Below are 18,433 nucleotides of genomic sequence, written 5' to 3' on the forward strand. Positions count from 1 at the left end.
AACGATGAACTTGTAAGTAATTTAAGGCTGAAAATTGGTAGTTTTTTTAAGATAGAGCATGAAAATGAACCCTGTGTTTACCAGCAGTGGAATGTAACTTAATTACCATTAAGTTACATTCAAAAATTCATTTTTTAGCTGTAGTTAATCCAATAAAAGCCATCCTTCGCTTAGGATGGCTTTTTTCATTTGCCTAGATAACGTTTTAATTCCAAATAAAAATTTTCACGAGTTCCCAATAAAACAACGAGAACCAATTCTCCTTCTTCGTTTTCTCTTATGGCATAACACAGCTCGTAATTTGTTCCTCTGTGATGAATATCCAAGCAGGAATAGCCTTTTAAATCCCCTTTTTTTGCTTCGCCAATGGCCGGATCCTTTCGGATACTTGTGATGGCCTCGTCCATTTTCCGGTAGAGGACTTGGTCGGACTTTTTGATTTTTTTAACTCTTTCCCAGCTCGTTTGCTGAGCTGAACAGGCAACAAGTCTTCACTCATCTTCTTCATCATCCTCCAGAGCGTCTAAATAGTCGTCTAAACTTCCCTGGATGATAGGCTGAGTCATCGTTTCCTGTTCCAATGATTGAAGGGCTGCTGGAATGTCTGCTTTGATTTTCTTAAATTCTTGCAACAACTCTTGTCCGGAAAGACCTTGAGCGATTAAGTCCTGTAAAATATCTGCGGAAAAATCGACTTCTTCGAATGTGGCAGGCCGGATGATGATCTCTGTCCCCGTAAATTCCATGACGGCTTCATCGGTAAGTCCAAGAGCCAGGTAAAAATCTTTGGGGATGCTCAATTGTCGTTGCTGCGAAACGCGTACCCGTCTTTTTGCTTTCTTTCCTGGCTTCAATCCATGTTCAGACTCTCTTTTTTTCGGCATAATAGCACTCATCAATTTCACTCCTAACTTTAAAATAAAATTATTTATTAATTTATTTTAAAGTATATCACTTTTTTAGAAGGAATGAACGTTTGAAGTACTGTAAGATCCCGGCTTGGAACGACTTCTTGAAGACTATAGAAAAAGAAAAGTGAATGTAACTTACTTCACATTAAGTTACATTCATGCTTCGCGGTTCTCCAAAGTAAACGGAGCAAATGCGTATAGACATTTTAGTATTTTTTTATCTTCCAATACATTCTCAACTACAACAATCCTGAGCTTTGTTTAAATCCTTTTCTTTAATAAAAATTACTTGATTCCTAACTTCGTAATCTATATTATTTTCTTCTAATCTCTCTACCGCCGAATCACTATAGTCTCCCCAACTAACCTCATAATCCTTTTCATCACTAACTCCACAGGCTTGTAAAAATAAAATACTTAAAATCAACACTGTTTTTTTCAGAGTTCTCCCCACTTTCTAAATTTTTGTTACATCCATATTTCAAATCTAATAGTACGGATAAACTTTTCTAGGGATAAACGATAACAAAGTATTCAAAGTATCGATTCTTTTCCAGAAAAAACTGAATGTAACTTAACTGCACTTAAGTTACGTTCATATCCTTCAAACATCAACTACATTTAGATTAACATTAATTCCCACAACATAAATAGAAATTGAATATCTTTTACTTAGAAAAAACCATTCCAAAATTACATTAAAACAGACTAAAAGGGAGAGAAGATGCATAGTATTCGCCTCTTCTCTCCTTATGTCTTCAATCAGCTTCTGATAATCCCTCATATGTAAACTCTTTGGTATGCTATGTTAATTAATAAGTTTGTGTTTTGTTATTTACACAAGATATTTTACGCTCTCAAGACAAGTAATCAATTCAGGTAAATCATTCTCGAAAGGGGTCTTAGGAATGGAAAATAAGAAATCTCCATATGTATTTTATTGGATTATTATAGGAATCGGAATACTGTCATTTACCGTACCTATCTTCCGTGAGTACGGGATAATCACTACCTTAATACTCACTTTTCTCTGTGGTATCTCTAGTTGGGCAATAGCAATAGTTATTAGTAAACGTAGCTTTATGTATATAAGTGGCTTGCTATTGATTAGCCCATGGGTGTTTTTATTAGCTAAACATTTTATCAATTAATATAGACCGTTGCTTTTTAATAGTGAGAATAAGACCGCTTTAGTTCCCACCTCTGTTCTTGGAAAATATACAATGAAAATGCCGCTTGTTTTGCTGTTGATGACAAAATCCCCTCAAGATCATAATTGAACTGAACCCCAATGGTAGACTCTTTAAAAAAGTAACCCATTTGGAGTTCAGTTCACAAAGAGCATCTTCTCTCCTTTATATCTACGCAGCTTCCGATAACCTCATGATATGTAAACTAATAATTCGACAGTGAAACAAATGCTAGACCGACTAGTTGCACATGAAGAAAAAGAGTTGCGGTTTTTCTACATTCAAAACTTGCCTCACGATAATAATCAGTAAGAAAAAAATTGTATGTAATGAGTGAAAAAAAGCCTTTCGCCATCTCCCACAGTAAGATGAGTCGGGAACTTTTTTGATCATTCGTATGTTCTCCTCACAATGAACACAGTGTATTTTTAAATAAGTTCACTGTACAGTATCTCTAAGTCATGCTCATAGATCTCTAAAATTGTTACATAAATTATATTATGAAACTGGCAACAGGGAATAAAGCCTTAAATTTTTCATTCTAATTAAAGGATTCTAATGAAACGGCTTCTAAATTAATTTATTCTAGAAAATTTACTTACCACCCGACCAACGTAATAAAAAAGTAAGCAACAATAAGCAGGAAAATTGCGATGACTATGCCCAGAATTAACTTTTTCAATTTAACCCCCCCTTACTTTTGTAATTAAAGTAAAAAACTGCATAAAATGAAATTTTAGGCTTGATTTCATGCAGTTTTTTAATTAGATCCAATGACTTTGAATTTTTAAAATCATAGTCTATTGAAGGTCGTTGGTAAAATATTGTAAAATCCAATTATCAACTTGTCTTACACCTAATTCTATACCAGAGAATGGTTCATTTACTTCCCAATATCCCGAAGCAGTCAATCTAACTATAGTTAATGCAGTGATATCGTAGTTTGAAGATGTTTCAATCCAATCCACAGTAGATAATCCTGAACCAAATGAAGTTACCTGAGAAATTGATTGCCACTGCGGAAGACCACCACTTACATCACTTAAGGTAACCGTATATGCGAATGAAATGTTACGGTTAACTAATTCATCATTTATTTCAGGACCTAAAACGTATTGTGAACTTGCTGTTGCTGTACCAGAAGAAGTATTTTGAACCGAGATTTCGTTTTTAAAATTAGTTGTTTGCATTTCATTATTAGTGAATTCGGCTTCATCATTTTTAACTGCAGCTAAAAACTTGAAAGTATTTTCTAATTCTTCCACAGTCATCCCATTTTGCTTTTTCATATTAGAATTTTCAGGAACATGAATATCAACCTCTACTCCATATTTTTCACTCAATCTCTCTACAGTTTCAATTGCTTTCTCTTGAGTTGATGTGAGAGTAGAATTTTGTCCATATGCAGCTCCACTATAACCCAAAAGTAACATAACTATGAATAGTGAGGTGAACGTCTTTTTTCTAATTTCAACCATCTCCTTAGTATTTTTTTCTTACACCTTTGTATACCACAATATTACAAAATAAAACTTTTAAAGTAATAAATTGATATTATTACTCATTAATAATTAGTTTTAAATATTTAATTTATTAGTAAAGTAAGGGGAAATGGTATGAAAAGAAGGTAGCCTTTTTGAAGCTTAAAGATTTATCTAAAAGAAGAGACAGTTGATTTTTAATGACAAGCTTTTCTGTTCGTAGAAATGTGTATCCATAATCATTGGACTGTAAAAGCACTTGGCAAAAAAGCCCGCACAATCATTACTACTCTTCCTATGGAGAACAAGAAAAGCCAAATATACGAATTCGAAGTTCAAGCCGTCCAAAAAAATTTGACAGCTTTAATAAAAAAAAGCGCTACATCACTAAAGGTTAGAGTGAAAACTAACTTTTAAGATGCAGCGCTCTTTGCAGATTTTAGAAAGAATAAAAGAGAAAATTACTTAAACTGATAGTTGATATGGAAGTTTTTTAGCTGAATGGATTCCAAGTTGCAACGAAATAAAAGAAAGCTACATTTTTACGCTATGCTGATTCCCCGATTCTTATACCAAAAAGGAGTATCGGCGGCCGGGCTATTCATCTTCATCCAGCTGCTCCGTCTTAATTTCAGCTAGAGTAAAGCGATCTTCCCCGTCTCCAGTAAGCCGGATTGAAAACGCTTGTGTATCGGAGTCTTCTCCGCCGACAGCTTCATGCAGTAATTCGCTTTCGTAGATGTAGACCTGTTTCTGCAGGACCTCCCCCTCTTCTACAAGTTTTGCATCCTCAGGGATGAAATCCTCAGTATAATCCAAAGCGTCCTCAAGTGTGAGACCTGAATCTTCTTCATTGTCTAAAGAAACCAGAAGATGAACTGCGTGGTCCTCTATAAAAATAGTCGCGATTCCTGATTCAGACATATATTCGAAAAGAGCTGATAACCCCTCCGCGTCTTCATCCTGCTGATTCGGCCCGTGAGCTTCTACGAAAGTTGCTTCCGAACCTCCAATTTTCCCGTCCAAAGTTGCGTCGTTTCCACATCCTGCAAGTGCCAGTGTGATTACCAGTAAGAGCATTGCCTTTGCCATTGAATCCCTCCCTCCAAATACTTCCATATTATATATATACCTGTACAAGATTTAGTTAAACTTGCTTCATCGGCATTCCACTTAACAGAATAGATACCCACTTTGAATATTTACTTTTGTGCATTTACTTCATATATCAAAAACCAAGGTGATATTTAGTAAATCTAAATAAAACCGTTCGTAAAAGTACACGTTTACGAACGCCCCAAAACCACTCAAAAAACTCATAAAAAAACGTTCGTAAAAGTGGATAACCACTTTACGAACGTTCTCTTATTTCCCGATACATTTACGAACGGTGTCTCAGAGTAAAATTAAACAACTTTGTTAGTCGTTAACACTTGCGGTTCTTAATCTTTTGTCGAGTCATCCATCCAGACTTCCCCATTCTTATAAGACATGCCTTCCGGATAACGAAGATCCATAACTCCATCCTGAGTTTCCTGCGAAGGCGCTTTTGTTATCAGTGAAACAACAACAATTGCAATGATTGCCGCCGCTGCTCCAAACACTCCTGCACCCGTATCGATAATTCCGAGGATGCTCAAACCTCCAAATCTCGAAGCAAAAATGTAAGAGAGCGTCACCACCAGACCGGTTAACATGCCTGCGATGACTCCCGGTCCATTTGCCCGTTTCCACCAAACCCCTAAAATAAGGGCCGGGAAGAAAGTGCCTGACGCCAGTGCAAAGGCCCATGCGACAATTTGCGTAATAGCTCCCGGCGGATCCAATGCAACAATTCCTGCTGAAACGGTTGCAATAATGATAGACCAGCGACCAACTAATAAGCGTTTTCTTTCGGTCGCATGCGGATTGATCGAACGGTAATAAATGTCTTGAGACAGCGCTGCAGAAATCGCAATCATTAATCTACCAGCCGTTGACAGGACGGCAGCCATTGCCCTCGCTGCCATTAAACCTACGACAAACACACCAAGGTTGGCAATTTCAGGAGTTGCCATGACCACAATATCATTGCTGATCACCAGTTCCTCCCATTGTAAAATACCATCTCCATTATCATCTGCCAGTGACAGCGATCCGGTATTGACCCACGAAGTTGTCCAGGCCGGTAAATCCGCAATAGAAGAGCCTGCCACTTGAGTCATTAAGATAAAACGGGAAAACGCAGCATAAGCAGGAGCCGATAAATAAAGCAAACCGATGAAAAGCAATGCCCAAGCGCCGCTCCAGCGAGCCGCTTTCATTGTAGGAACTGTGTAAAATCGGACGATGACGTGAGGCAGACCGGCTGTTCCTGCCATCAGTGTAAACATAAGAGCCAAAAACTGCCATCGCGTCGCCTCAGTAAAAGGCACTACATATTCTGAGATTCCAAGCTGTGCATCCAATACTTGGAGCTCGCTGATAATCTGTCCGTATGAAAGCCAAGGCAACGGATTATTGGTCAATTGAAGTGACATGAAGATAACCGGGATAAGATAAGCTGTGATCAAGACGATATATTGCGCCACTTGTGTCCAGGTGATCCCTTTCATCCCACCGACAGCAGAGTAAAACGCAATTAGGGCCACACCGATCATTGTCCCGATAGCCGTATCCACTTCCAACAGTCGGCCAATAACAACCCCCGAGCCTGAAAGCTGTCCGATCGAATATGTAAAACTGATGATGATTGTTGCCACAGCAGCAATTAACCGTGCTGTGCCGCTATTATAACGGTCTCCGATGAATTCAGGAACCGTATAACGGCCGGACTTTCGCAATTGTGGAGCCAGTAAGAAAGTCAGCAAAAGATAACCGCCTGTCCACCCCATGATGTAGGCAAGTCCGTCGTAGCCGAGGAGCATGACTGTACCCGCCATGCCGATAAAAGAAGCGGCACTCATCCAGTCGGCCCCTATAGCCATCCCATTAAAGACTGCCGGGACGTTTCTTCCTGCCACATAGAAATCGGAGGTCTGCCTTGCCATATTGTAAAAGGCTATCCCGATATATAAGCCAAAAGTTGCCAAAATCAGTCCAAGTGAGACGATAAATTGTGTATCCATCAGTTCTACCCCCTTTTACGGTACACCCAAATTCTTTAAGAGTTGGATGTTTTTATTCTGAGAACACTTGAATGTTTAGCTGACCGAGTGCCATCATCTTTTCTTATCCTGGGTAAGTCCGAACTTTTTATCAATTCGGTCATTCACAATAGCATTGATGAATAATAGGGTTATGAAGATCAGTACCGCTCCTTGCGCTCCCATGAAATAGTGGAAAGGAAATCCGTTGATGCTGAAGCCTGACAATTCCTCTGCGAAAAATACAACACCGAAAGAGGCCGAAAACCCAATTGCCAAATAAATCAGTATTAGAGTGGTCCGTAGACGAAAGTAAGCATCTGCTTCTTTTTTATCAATCTTCCTCACATTCTTCACCCCATTATTTTTAATATGTTCCATTTAAAACCGCGCCATTCAGTTTTTACTCATCCTCTCAAACTGAATATGAAACGGACCGTATCCGAAAAAGGAAGAGGCACCATAATAATTTTCACTAACATGAACGCGAAGATGGATGCAAAAGGAACCAACAGAAAAATCGCCTTCTTCTTTTTCAGTCCCATTATTACCGATACAATCGTCACGAGTCCCAGAGCTATAACCCAGATCATAAAATCCTCCTTCTGCAAGCGCTGCCCTACCTGCTTTTCAACTCAACCCATTTTCCTTCTCTGATGCCCCCCCCCTCCTTTTAATGGTATTTTTTAGAAATTATTGTATTTTCATTATTCTAATAATTGCTAATCTTGTAAACTGTCAATTTAAAATAAAATAAAAAAAGCGGATGAAGAAGTTTCTTCATCCGCTTTTGAACCAAATTTTATTTAGCTAATGCTGGGGTTATTAAATACTAAAATAATTTTAGAGAGCTTGCAGAAATGTCACTGATTTACCAGATCCTCCGCATCCCCAGCAATTTCCCTCTTCAAAAGCCGATCACTTCAAAGGTTCAGTTTCAAGCACCCAGGAGCATTTGATCAAACGCGAACAGAGCCTCGTTGATTTCATGGATGTTGTAATTCTTCCGCTCAATGAAATACCGGATGATCAGGTCAAATTTATGGCTGCGCGACAATCGGTATCCCGCTGTTCCCAGCAGCTCTTCCGTTTCATAAAGATCCAGCTCAAGAGCTATTGCAAACGCGACAATTGTCTTTTTCAACGGCGTGTAGCCAGGCGAATTGCGTATCTTGGAAAACAGTTTCCTGTCGATATTCGCTCTTTTATACGTTTCGGTGTCCGTCATGCCTTTTTCGTCAATCAAGCGTAACAGGCGCTCTGAAAAGGAGTCTTCTGCATCTTGAAGAAAATCCTCCAGGCTGAGTTCCTGTTTGGATTCCACTGTAATGTCCTCTTCGTAGACATCGTAGATGGTTTCTGATTCGATTCTTCTGTGATAGCGTGTATCTTTTTTCTCCAGTTCCGTTACTTCATTTTCATCAATGAAGGCTGCAATCGACTGGTAGAGTTTTTCACTGATGCCGAAGGATTGCTTGTCGAATACGACCAGATAGACCTGCATTTCATGCTTCAATAGAAAGGATTCGATTTCAGAGATGGCAATCCGCAAGGCAGGTTCTTTCGGATAGCCGAAGATGCCGGTGGAGATGAGCGGAAAGGCGATCGATTCACAGCCGAGCTCATGGGCAAGTTCCAGGGAGTTGCGGTAGCAGTTCCGCAGCAAAGCTTCTTCGTTATTGGAACCGCCTTCCCAGACGGGTCCCACCGTATGGATGATGAACTTGGCAGCCAGCGCAAAAGCCTCGGTATGCACCGCTTCCCCCACCGCACAATGACCAATGCGATCGCACGCCTGCTGCAATGCGTCGGATCCTGCCGCATTGAATATGGCACCGCAGACGCCGCCGCCCATTTCCAGCTGGGAGTTTGCGGCATTCACGATGGCATCGGTTGTCATTTTCGTAATGTCGTGGCGTACGATTTCGAGTGGCATGTGCCAGTCCCCTTTCCAATGTTTTGATTGCTTATGTAAAAATTACGTTTTGATAATATTGCTTATATCTTCCATCTTATCATAAGGAAATACTGCGCATCCCAGCGAGCAGCACAATAAGAAAGCATATTGCTTATGACTGACTCCAACCTAGGATTTTATACTAAATAAGGAAACTTTTGGCACGTATAGGACGTCTAAGTTGATGAAATAATCATACTTCATATTCATCGAACGAGCAGAATGGCTGAAAAAGAATAAGGACAATAAAGGGGAGATTAGAAATGGATTTTGGTTGGCTTAATCTTGGCAGCCTCGTGCTTGGACTAATTGCTTGGGTTCTTCCTGTTGTGAATTTCGGACGCTACGAAAAGCAAAACCACTGGATCACTCGTTCAATTATAAGTCTCAGTGCTTGTGCTATTTCGCTGAGTTTCCAGATTGTTTATAGTCATCATCTAGTACAGATTGAGGATTGGTCTGCTCTTATGGACACTAGTAGAGCCGTCGCGATTGTTTCAGCAGTTCTTCTCGTCGTTACAATCACATTAAATGTGCTTACTCTAATCATATATCGTGATAGAGTTGCTAACTAGGTTTCAATCCGATTGTTGTGAAAAGTTATACCTACATTAATTAGCTACGCATCCCAAGGAGCGGCACAATTTCCAGGCATCTAAACTGGAATAGTAAACTCCTTATTTCCATGATAAACTAAGAAATGCAGCTACATAAAGTGGACGGGCGGTTGGCACTCCCTTGAGAAAGGGGGTGTTTAGATATGGTAACTTACGATGCTATGAATATGCTATTTCAATTCGGTATATTCCTCGCTTCAGCTTTAACGGCTGGAGTCGCGATCATCGCAATTGCCATCAACAAAAAGAAGTAACCGCCTTCTCCCTGCCAGGATTGTAGGTGGTTACTCTTTTGCTTAAAAACATCTTCAATTTGGCCAGCCGCTCTTTAACGGCATGTACTGCATCGACCGGGTGTTTACGCACCCGGTCTTTTTTTATGTCTACATTGTAACATACTAAGTTTTCAGGTTCTATTATTTATATTTTATTAATAGGGTCTTGTTTTTTAAAGATGCTGATAATGTGCCTGCGGGCATTTTATAGGTTTGGATTTTCTTCTATGTATCTATCTCTTTTTAATTTTTCGAAGGTTTAACATAGTAATAAAAATGATAAACAGCAATCATTACAGCCACTACTAAAGGAATACGAGCTGTTTCTAAAAACCATAATAAGAATTCCCAAAAATCTATAGGCTTTAGATTTTACCTCCTTTCGATTAACCTTTTATTTGATTCAACCTTCTTTTTCAAATTTGGCTCTGTTAAAGTTTGGTGTTGTTATTTTCAGAAACAATAAGACTCCCAGTTATATGGGAATCCTATGTTGCATTATCATTTTACTAAGCAAACGTCCTCGATAGTTAAAGAAGAATTATTTTTGAATTTCTTTTATAATCTCTACTCTATTTCCAAAAGGGTCTCTAAATTCAAAATGTTCATAATTAGGGATTGGAACAGAATTTAACATTCTAATTTTGACTAAGATATTCATGAAACGACCTCCTGTTTTTTGAGGTTTGGGTTACTTTGGAAGAAATGTTTTGACCAATGCGACGTCCGGGTTGCCCGTGTCTTCGCTGGGCGTTACGGCCGGTGTTTCGTAAAGCGATACGGAGCCGTCGTCGTTGATCCGGAGAAATCCGGATGTGCTGCTGCGCGTATCATAGTCAAACAAGTCGCCGAAAATGATGCCGTTGTGCAATGGCACAGGGTCGCTGTACAGGGGAACTGTCAGCATAAAATTATCGGTGTCTTTGTCCCAATAACCGGTGGCGCTCAATTCGTTGAACGACAGGGTGCGCTCGTGATCCGATACGATGTGGTAATAATACGGACTATCGGGAAGGGTGCCCATTTCGACATATTCCGGCGCCAGCGTTTCGGCAAGCGTCTCGAACAACCAATTCTGTTCGAACTTGACGGCATCCAGCAGGTAGTTGCCGTCTTCATATTCGTAGATGGCTGTCGCTTCGTACGAACACGTTTTACATACGGTGTATACGCTTTTATCGGTACCGGTTGTTTGATAGGTAATCGTCACGTAGACTTCGCGCTGGTTGTCAAAAGCACTCTCATCTTTGGTGTAGGTGCTTTCGCTGAACGAACGATCTTCGACGATTTTGTGGTCTTGAATCGCAAAGCGGGTTTCCGTTTCATCTTCCAGTTGGATGAAATAGTCTTCGAGGGCCGCGGGGTCTGTCAGATGCAGCCGGGTGAACGTTTCGATTTCTTCGGTTGTCGTCTCAAACACTTCGTCACCTTCCAACAGCGAAATGACAAGGTACGTCAATGCAAAGATGATGACCAGAACCAATACCATCAGCAAACTGGCAATTTTGACTGTCTTGTTCATGTCAATCCTCATTTCGTTTTTTAATTTGGTTCTGTTAAATTTTGGTGTTGTTATTTTTAGAAACAATAGGACTCCTAATTATATGGAAATCCTATGTTGCATTATCGTTTTATTAAGTTAACGCCCTCGATAGTTTAAAAAGAATTTTTTAAAAATTTCTTTTTTAACCTCTAACGGTCGGCAGTATATTAAGCAATGTATAGTAATCAATAAATTTGCCCATGCTTCCTCTCAATCCCGATTCGTTTAATTATTCTCAATAATATATTCATAGTATCATTAAAGTTCCATATTTTTCAATTAAATTAATCTTATTGCCTACACCGGAGTTTTGGTCTTTTCTTCCATAAACTTGAAATTAATTCATATTATCAATAATAAAAATGAAGGCTGCTAATATAGCAACCTCCATGAATAGATTAAATAGCGATTTAGAATCATTTCGAAAACTCCTGATTTTGTACTCCTAACCGGACCTTCTAGTTGGAAATCGGTTAACTTATCATTTTTTTCATTTCCTTTAAAGACCGAATTATTTCACGCAATTTTTTACCTTCACTTAAAACTGTCAACAACAATTCAACCGTACCTAAACACCCTTCAACATCCAAACATTCATCCGCGGTATGCTCATGATAATAACCCGCTGACAAATTTACACTTTGAATGCCGTGCGAAGCCCAGATGCGGGTATCACTGCTCCCTCCGGCGGTGCATTTCCAACCCGGCAGTCCGTTGTTGCTGGCAGTTTCTTCGATGAATTCACCAAATGAGTCGTCACAGAATTTCTCATAACCGCCACAGGAAGTCACAATATCCCCTGTGCCTCTTCGATCGATTACAAACGCAACATCAACATCATGCAGGAAATTCGCCTCGACTCCCTTTGCTCCCAGGAGACCGATTTCTTCTTCGACGGTGAAAATGTATTTCACGGTCCCATTGAAGTTCTTTGCATCCAGACGTTTCAGTGTTTCCAATAGGATGGCGACACCCGCCCGGTCATCTGCGCCCAAAATGCCGCTGCTGCTGGACCAGATGTTGCCGTCTTTTATGATCTCGCGGCCCTCATCAAAACTGCACACGGTGTCCAGATGCGCATTCAATAAGATCACCGGTCCTTTTCCTCTCCCATAAACCTTAACAGCCAGAATATTGCCCTTGCTGTCCACTTCCAATGAGTCTGCATGATTCACGAGTTTGCTTAGGACCCAGTCGCGAATGTCTTCTTCGTCTCCACTATCACCGTCGATTGATAGGCAGCTTTCGAGCTCCATCAGAAATGACTGCTTTTTCAATTCCTCAATATCCTTCTTCAGGTCTTCCGGAGAAAAGGTGCTTAATGCTTCAGCTGCATCGAGCAATTGGATTCGCGGCGCCCTTATACTAATGGAGTGATTTCGAACATGTACATTCGGCAATCCGATGACAGTCAGCACTTTAACAACGGTTGTTATATCCGTATCTCTGGTAAAGGAAATGCTAGGAAGCTTCTTTTCATGGCCATCGCAGCAACTTGTTGTCGACAGGCCCAATCGATTCAATTGGCGGATGATTCCTGCCATGTAGGTGTCGAAATTTTTGATGCCGGGAATGTCCACTCCGGGACCAAATTGCAGCATCTCGGTTCGGCCTCTATATGTGAAATCCACCGCACGAAGCCATCGTTCTTCATCAATATCTGTTTCTTCTATTTTCAACAAACCCTTGATCTTTGTGTAAGCCACAAAAAGCTCATCCAAGGTTTCTATCAAAAACATCATGTTCTCTTCCGTTTCTTTCCGGCAATCAAATCTTCCTTCTTCAATTTCCTCTACAAGAAATCCGTGGCGAATAAATAATCGGTTCAAGTTCTGCATGTGCATCCTCTCCCTTTCTGTTATTGCCTTAATTATAAAATAGGAGCTGTGACACGAATGTCACAGCTCCAGGGAGGTAGGATTTATTCAATTTCATCTCAATGACCTCTAGTTTGATCTCCTCCGGATAGAACCGCTTTTTTGAACCCATACAGAAAAACACCTCCAGTTTGTCGTTGTTACTACATACGACGTTGGGGGTGCTTTTTCCTTGTCTCATTTTATTGGGTCACTCTAATTAACCCGCAGCTCTTAAAAAAAATATATAATTTTTCATTTCAATTAGCTTACTTTACAGCCTGCTCTTTCCCATTCAACTCTGCAGTCAACTCTTTAAACCACTCTTTGTCACCAGTCTGCAAAGCCAGATCAATCAGATACTCAAGCTGCGCTGCATCTTTCGGTGCCGTTTGCTGCAAACTCTCAACCTGCTTGACTGCCAATGGAATCGTCATGCCAATAATTTCTTCATTATCGCTTTCGGCAACCGTTACATATACAGCGCCTTGCACCATGCTCATCGAATCAATAAATCCAATTACCATTTCACCTTTAATGGAAGTCCCTTTAACCCAATCAGTGGTTTTTAAAATTGTTTTCTCTTCATTCATATCAGAACACCTGCTTTTTAATTTATTTTATAGAAACTTGAAATTTATCTATGCTCTATTACCATCAATACCCTATTAAATGACTCTTACCCATTAAAGTGGGTAAATCGAATATTACTCTTCTATGGAAGAGAACTCAATATATATGCTCTGATTTCAGGATAAATGAATTAGTTATTTGCTGCTATGACATTTTTTATCTACATTTGTGTAAATGATTTTATAAATGATATGGAGCAAAACAGCGAAGAGTTGACCGAAGCCTGCGATGGTCAACTCTTTGCGACGAAGCAGCGCAGCGATGCAGGAGCACTTGTTTTCAACTTGTATAGCTAAAGCCCCCAGGCAAGCAAGCTGTTTTGCGGAATATCATCTGTCTAAATTATCCTTTACTTCCCTCCAACCTTCATTTACACTGAAGCCATCGGGACAACCCGAACACAAAAACCGCATACCGTTTTCTGCACTGGGGGTGCTTATTTTAGCTGAGATGCGAGCGAAAGCTCCGATCCCTTATGACTCGAACAGGTTAGGACCTGCGTGAGGAAGTGCGGTGACTTTCCGCAAAACGAAATCTTCAGGAGCGAATACCTCCTTTTAATTTGCATGGAACAGTGGCTGCATCTTCACGGATGCGGCCATTTTTGTGCAAATTTTTAAGGAGGAATTTTATTATGGAACCATTGCAATGCGGCACAAGCCCGATCGTCGGATTCCGCTTCACGCTCAATCCGATGTGCGGCGACTTCATCAAAATCATCAAAGGGGCGTTGAACGGAACGGACACCTCGAATGTCTGGATGGACACCGACGACGTCTCCAGCGTTATCCGCGGCAAACAGAACCACGTCTTCAACGTCGCAAAAGCACTGACTTTGCACGCGGCGAAAACGGGAGAACACGTGGCGTTAAACGGCACCTTCTCCATCGGTTGTCCGGGAGACACATCAGGTGATGTCTATCTCGATAAAGACGATGTTCTGCTGAACACGGATGATACGAAACAATATGTCTCTTCCCAGTTCGCGCTGTATCCGATGAACAACCCGGATTATATGAGCGTTATCTATAAAGAAGTCGAACGCGCTAAAGAACATGGTGTCTGGAATGACTCGATGCATTACGCCAGCGGTATCCACGGTGATATCCATGACGTCTTCGCGTTTTATGAAGAATCGTTTACTCATGCCCGCTCCGATCAGCATCGCCACCTCATCATGACGGTATCGATGAGCATCAATAGCCCGTCACACACGAATTCGGACGGAGGCAAAGCCAATGCTTAACACCTGGAAACTGAAGGAAATCGTCTTAATGTCGCTGTTCGGTGTCGTGTTCGGCATCGTCTATCTGTTATTCATCCATCTCGGCAATATCTGGGCCGGCCTGATTGGCCCCATCGCCTATGAATGGATGTTCGGTATCTGGTTCATCGTGTCGATCATCTGTATGCACATCATCCGCAAACCAGGTGCGGCAGTGATACCCGAAACGATGGCTGCTATCATCGAAGTCATGCTTGGCAACGCGGTCGGCCCCCGACTCATCCTGTCCGGCGTCATCCAGGGGCTTGGCGCCGAAGCGGCGTTTGCGGTCACACGTTACCGCCATTTCAATATATTCGTCTTTATGCTTGCCGGTATTGGCGCCGCTGTATTCAGTTTCATCTACGGTTATTTCGTTTCCGGCTATGCGGCACTGGATCCTTCTTTTGTAGCGCTGATGTTTACACTGCGTGTATTAAGCGGCGCGATCATTGCGGGGATCGGCGGCAAATACATCGGCGATGCGCTGCTCGCGACCGGTTCCCTGCGCGGTTACGCGATTGCCCAAACCCAGCCGCGTGATGCCAATGCCTAATAGCATCCTTTCCATGAAGGACGTCACCTTTCGCTATCCGGATGATCGGGAACCCACTCTGTCGTCGATGTCGTTTGGCATCGAACGCGGACAACGGGTCGCGATTTCCGGTCCGAGCGGCTCTGGCAAATCGACTTTGCTCTATTTAATGAACCGGCTATACCCGGAAAATTGCGATGGCATTGTGGCAGGTGAAATTCTTTTATTCGGCAAAGCTGCTGAATCTTATAGACCCGGTGAGATCAACCACCGCGTCGCCACCGTGTTCCAGGACCCCGATTCGCAGTTCTGTATGCCGACTGTAGAAGAAGAACTCGCATTCACTCTCGAAAACCTGAACACGCCAGCTAAAGAAATGGAAGAGCAGATTCGGGACGTTTTGGAAATGACCGGATTGTCCCACCTGAGCAATACCACCATTCAAACCCTGTCAGGCGGAATGAAACAACGCGTCGCAACCGCCTGCGCATTGATCATGGACCCTGAAGTCCTGTTGCTTGATGAGCCGATTTCACATTTAGATCCACTGACTGCAAAAGATTTCATATCCTGGCTCGACGGGCTGCAAAAAACTTTCAACCTGACCATCATCGCCGTTGAACACCGTCTCGACAGTTGGGGAACATTCTTTGACCGCGAAATTGCAATCGATGCCGGCGGAAAAATTGTTTCGGATCAGCAGTTCAATCCGCATCAAACCTTCCGCTACCCGCAGCGGCTGAATTCGATACTGGATGAATCGGCCATATCTGCGAACGGATTATCCGTGAAAATAAAGGGCCAGACTTTGCTGCATCCCCTTTCCTTCAAAGCGAAGAAAGGCGAATGCATCGTCATTGCCGGCCCCAACGGCAGCGGCAAATCCACATTGGTCAAAGCGCTCTGCGGCATTTACAAAAAAGAATCGGGCACCGTCGACTCTGGTGCGTGCGGCTATGTGCCGCAATCACCGGAATTTCTGTTTCTGACTGCATCGGTCAAAAATGAAATCGACTTTTCCGGAACATCTTCCTTGAACGAACTGAAGGATTTAATGGATTCCTTGCGCTTAGCCGAAATAGCGGCCCACAATCCTTTCGCTGTCAGCCATGGCCAAAAGCGGCGGGTTGCAATCGGCGCCATGCTGGCGGATAAACGGAACATCCACTTTCTGGACGAGCCCACTTCAGGCCAGGATCAAAAAGCCCTGTTGGAATTGTTCCATTTGATAGCTCATCGGCTGGATCAGGGGGATACCGTATTGATTGTCACACATGATATGGAATTTGCCGCAGCCGTTGCAGATTCTCTGCTCCTGTTGAAAGATAGCAAAATGACGGGAATGTTTCCTGCCAAACGGGTTTGGCAGGATCCGGATCTGCTCGCCCGCCATAATCTGCTTCCTCCGAAAGGAGCTTTGCAGCATGCGAAATCTCTTGCATGACATGAACCCATCAATCAAATTCATCACAGTCACTATCGCCATGCTCGGGCTGGCATTTTTCTTCAATCCCTGGACGCCGTTGCTGTTCTTTTTCTGCATCCTTGTCATTCAATTGTTGTTCAGCCGAATCAATTGGAAGCTATGGTCTCTGTTCATGTTGCCGTTTGCGTTTGGTGCTTTCGGCTATCTGTGGACGACCATCGTTTTCAGCGCCGAAACAGGCGGCACCGTTATGTGGTCCCTGTTCGGATTTGATGTAACCGATAAACAATGGGCGCTGGCCTTGTCACTGTCGTTCCGTGTCCTGGCTTTTTCATCGTTGTCACTCTTGTTCGCCCTGACGACAGATCCTGTGAAATTCGTCATGAGCCTGATGCAGCAGCTGAAACTGTCGCCGAAGCTGGCCTACGGTGTACTTGTCGGCTATCAATTTCTGCCGGTGCTGAAAGATGAATTTTTCCAGATCCAGCAAGCGCACCGTTTGCGCGGCGCGGCAACGGAGAAATTCTGGTGGCAGCGTCTCCTCGGCATACGCAGAATCATCATCCCGATGCTTGCCGGTGCCGTCCGCAAAGCTGAGCGCTCGGCTTTTGCGATGGAGGCACGCGGTTTTACCGGAGAGCCGAGGAAGGAATTTTATCAACCGGTAGTTGTCTCCACGAGAGATTATGTTTTAGCCTCTTCCCTCCTAATGCTGGCGGGGCTGTCTATGTATGCTGGGAATATGCTGTCTTAAACTCCCACAATAAGATCTGAAGAATACTTCACTTTAAAGATATGGAGCAAAACAGCGCAGACGCCCAGAGGAGCAGGCGGATGCCGACGAAGTGCAAGATCCACTCGGGAGAAGAGCCCGAGTTAGCTCAGCGCAAGCCAAGAGTTGGCCGAAGGGAGTTCGGCCGAGTCTTTGCGACGAAGCTAGCGCAGCGATGCAACGCACTTTCATGTCTCGAAGCTAGCGCAGCGATGCAGAGACAGGAGCACGGGTTTTGGCAAGCGAAGCTGTTTTGCGGAATATCGGCTGAAACGATTGCTCATTTATATAGAAGGGAAGTTCATAAAAATTTAAGGTATTGGGATAGATTTTATCCCAATACCTTTTTTGCACAAAAAAAGAGCTGAAGAATCAGCTCTCAAATTTCCCATATGTAATCTCGTCTTCATCCCGTACATCCAAGCCCTCATGGATATGCACAATTGTCCGCAGCACCAGGCGCGCCTTATCGGTTTCGATCAACCAGCGTTCGTCCGGTACGATTTCGAACTGCTGCATGGTTGTTTCTTTCGACTTCACCGATCCCGCAAATTCCATCGATTGTTTCGCGACAATCGTTTCAATGATATTAAAATCGCTGTCTTCCCGATAATCATCGATCAGTTTGATGACGTGGAGTTCGATGAATTCTATTTCCTGATCGGAATCGCCGCCTTCAAAATAAATCGTGCCGTTCAAGGTTTCGCCTTCTTCCAAATGCGGCCTCTCAACAACTGTTTCAACTTTCATTGACCCAAAGCCAATGGATGATAAAAAATCTTTGAATTTCATGACTGGGAAACCTCCAAATTTTTGTAATGAACTTTATTACCCATACTTCAATTATA

18 protein-coding genes, 1 pseudogene and 1 riboswitch are annotated in these 18,433 nt (G+C 42.4%); of the genes and pseudogenes, 5 read left to right on the plus strand and 14 right to left on the minus strand.

Translation table 11 applies throughout. The features are described from left to right. Positions 1–185 precede the first annotated feature (185 nt). From ACFQ1X_RS16240 to ACFQ1X_RS16280, 9 genes are all read right to left on the minus strand, one after another. On the minus strand, positions 186–440 hold the full coding sequence (locus ACFQ1X_RS16240) for a type II toxin-antitoxin system RelE/ParE family toxin (RefSeq protein WP_379083428.1): 255 nt from the start codon (positions 438–440) through the stop codon (positions 186–188). A 51-nt stretch (positions 441–491) separates the two neighbouring features. Further along, positions 492–896 carry an AbrB/MazE/SpoVT family DNA-binding domain-containing protein gene (locus ACFQ1X_RS16245; protein WP_144841225.1) on the minus strand — a complete coding sequence of 135 codons (405 nt, stop codon included), beginning with the start codon at positions 894–896 and terminating at the stop codon, positions 492–494. Positions 897–1,146: 250 nt separating this feature from the next. After that, on the minus strand, positions 1,147–1,341 hold the full coding sequence (locus ACFQ1X_RS16250; RefSeq protein ID WP_379083403.1) for a hypothetical protein: 195 nt from the start codon (positions 1,339–1,341) through the stop codon (positions 1,147–1,149). 1,560 nt (positions 1,342–2,901) lie between these two features. Then, positions 2,902–3,579 (minus strand): hypothetical protein, encoded by a 678-nt coding sequence (locus tag ACFQ1X_RS16255; RefSeq protein WP_144841227.1) that lies wholly within the window; start codon positions 3,577–3,579, stop codon positions 2,902–2,904. 600 nt (positions 3,580–4,179) lie between these two features. After that, the gene (locus tag ACFQ1X_RS16260) at positions 4,180–4,674 is read right to left on the minus strand and encodes a hypothetical protein (protein ID WP_144841228.1); all 495 of its coding nucleotides are present in this window, start codon (positions 4,672–4,674) and stop codon (positions 4,180–4,182) included. Between the two features lie 350 nt (positions 4,675–5,024). Then, on the minus strand, positions 5,025–6,689 hold the full coding sequence (locus ACFQ1X_RS16265; RefSeq protein WP_144841229.1) for a sodium:solute symporter family protein: 1,665 nt from the start codon (positions 6,687–6,689) through the stop codon (positions 5,025–5,027). A gap of 93 nt (positions 6,690–6,782) precedes the next feature. Then, a complete protein-coding gene (locus tag ACFQ1X_RS16270) occupies positions 6,783–7,055 on the minus strand; it encodes a DUF4212 domain-containing protein (protein ID WP_144841230.1) in 273 nt (90 codons plus the stop codon). A 59-nt stretch (positions 7,056–7,114) separates the two neighbouring features. Then, entirely contained in the window at positions 7,115–7,300 is a 186-nt protein-coding gene (locus ACFQ1X_RS16275) for a hypothetical protein (RefSeq protein WP_144841231.1), read from the minus strand. A 344-nt stretch (positions 7,301–7,644) separates the two neighbouring features. After that, positions 7,645–8,643, minus strand: coding sequence for a macro domain-containing protein (locus ACFQ1X_RS16280; RefSeq protein ID WP_144841232.1), 999 nt, complete (start codon positions 8,641–8,643; stop codon positions 7,645–7,647). Positions 8,644–9,424: 781 nt separating this feature from the next. Between ACFQ1X_RS16280 and ACFQ1X_RS16285 the strand changes: the two genes are divergently transcribed. Beyond that, positions 9,425–9,535, plus strand: a complete 111-nt coding sequence (locus tag ACFQ1X_RS16285) for a putative holin-like toxin (RefSeq protein WP_379083407.1) — start codon at positions 9,425–9,427, stop codon at positions 9,533–9,535. A gap of 562 nt (positions 9,536–10,097) precedes the next feature. On the opposite strand, the pseudogene ACFQ1X_RS16290 reads toward ACFQ1X_RS16285, so the two are convergent. From ACFQ1X_RS16290 to ACFQ1X_RS16305, 4 genes and pseudogenes are all read right to left on the minus strand, one after another. After that, positions 10,098–10,199: pseudogene (locus tag ACFQ1X_RS16290) on the minus strand (glyoxalase); the annotation flags it as partial. A 48-nt stretch (positions 10,200–10,247) separates the two neighbouring features. Next, entirely contained in the window at positions 10,248–11,078 is an 831-nt protein-coding gene (locus tag ACFQ1X_RS16295) for a hypothetical protein (protein WP_144841234.1), read from the minus strand. 494 nt (positions 11,079–11,572) lie between these two features. After that, positions 11,573–12,937: a M20/M25/M40 family metallo-hydrolase gene (locus tag ACFQ1X_RS16300; RefSeq protein WP_144841235.1), complete on the minus strand. Its 1,365-nt coding sequence runs from the start codon at positions 12,935–12,937 to the stop codon at positions 11,573–11,575. A 287-nt stretch (positions 12,938–13,224) separates the two neighbouring features. Continuing rightward, positions 13,225–13,548, minus strand: a complete 324-nt coding sequence (locus ACFQ1X_RS16305) for an IDEAL domain-containing protein (protein ID WP_144841236.1) — start codon at positions 13,546–13,548, stop codon at positions 13,225–13,227. Positions 13,549–14,006: 458 nt separating this feature from the next. Further along, positions 14,007–14,112, plus strand: a riboswitch (TPP riboswitch). A gap of 110 nt (positions 14,113–14,222) precedes the next feature. Here ACFQ1X_RS16305 and ACFQ1X_RS16310 point away from each other — a divergent pair. Genes ACFQ1X_RS16310 through ACFQ1X_RS16325 form a run of 4 tightly spaced genes read left to right on the plus strand, consistent with a single transcriptional unit; the run spans position 14,223 to position 17,567 of the window. Further along, positions 14,223–14,834, plus strand: coding sequence for a YkoF family thiamine/hydroxymethylpyrimidine-binding protein (locus ACFQ1X_RS16310; RefSeq protein WP_144841237.1), 612 nt, complete (start codon positions 14,223–14,225; stop codon positions 14,832–14,834). Continuing rightward, entirely contained in the window at positions 14,827–15,408 is a 582-nt protein-coding gene (locus ACFQ1X_RS16315; protein WP_144841238.1) for an ECF transporter S component, read from the plus strand. The genes ACFQ1X_RS16310 and ACFQ1X_RS16315 overlap by 8 nt, the downstream gene beginning before the upstream one ends. Beyond that, a complete protein-coding gene (locus ACFQ1X_RS16320; protein WP_144841239.1) occupies positions 15,401–16,831 on the plus strand; it encodes an ABC transporter ATP-binding protein in 1,431 nt (476 codons plus the stop codon). The genes ACFQ1X_RS16315 and ACFQ1X_RS16320 overlap by 8 nt, the downstream gene beginning before the upstream one ends. Beyond that, complete coding sequence (locus tag ACFQ1X_RS16325; protein WP_144841240.1) at positions 16,812–17,567, plus strand: energy-coupling factor transporter transmembrane component T family protein; 756 nt, start codon at positions 16,812–16,814, stop codon at positions 17,565–17,567. The genes ACFQ1X_RS16320 and ACFQ1X_RS16325 overlap by 20 nt, the downstream gene beginning before the upstream one ends. Positions 17,568–17,957: 390 nt before the next feature. Here the strand turns inward: ACFQ1X_RS16325 and ACFQ1X_RS16330 are convergent, their stop codons facing one another. Continuing rightward, complete coding sequence (locus ACFQ1X_RS16330; RefSeq protein WP_144841241.1) at positions 17,958–18,377, minus strand: sporulation protein; 420 nt, start codon at positions 18,375–18,377, stop codon at positions 17,958–17,960. Between the last annotated feature and the right edge of the window lie 56 nt (positions 18,378–18,433).

Origin of the sequence: Metaplanococcus flavidus (assembly GCF_042675885.1) — a bacterium.
Classification (GTDB): domain Bacteria; phylum Bacillota; class Bacilli; order Bacillales_A; family Planococcaceae; genus Planococcus; species Planococcus flavidus.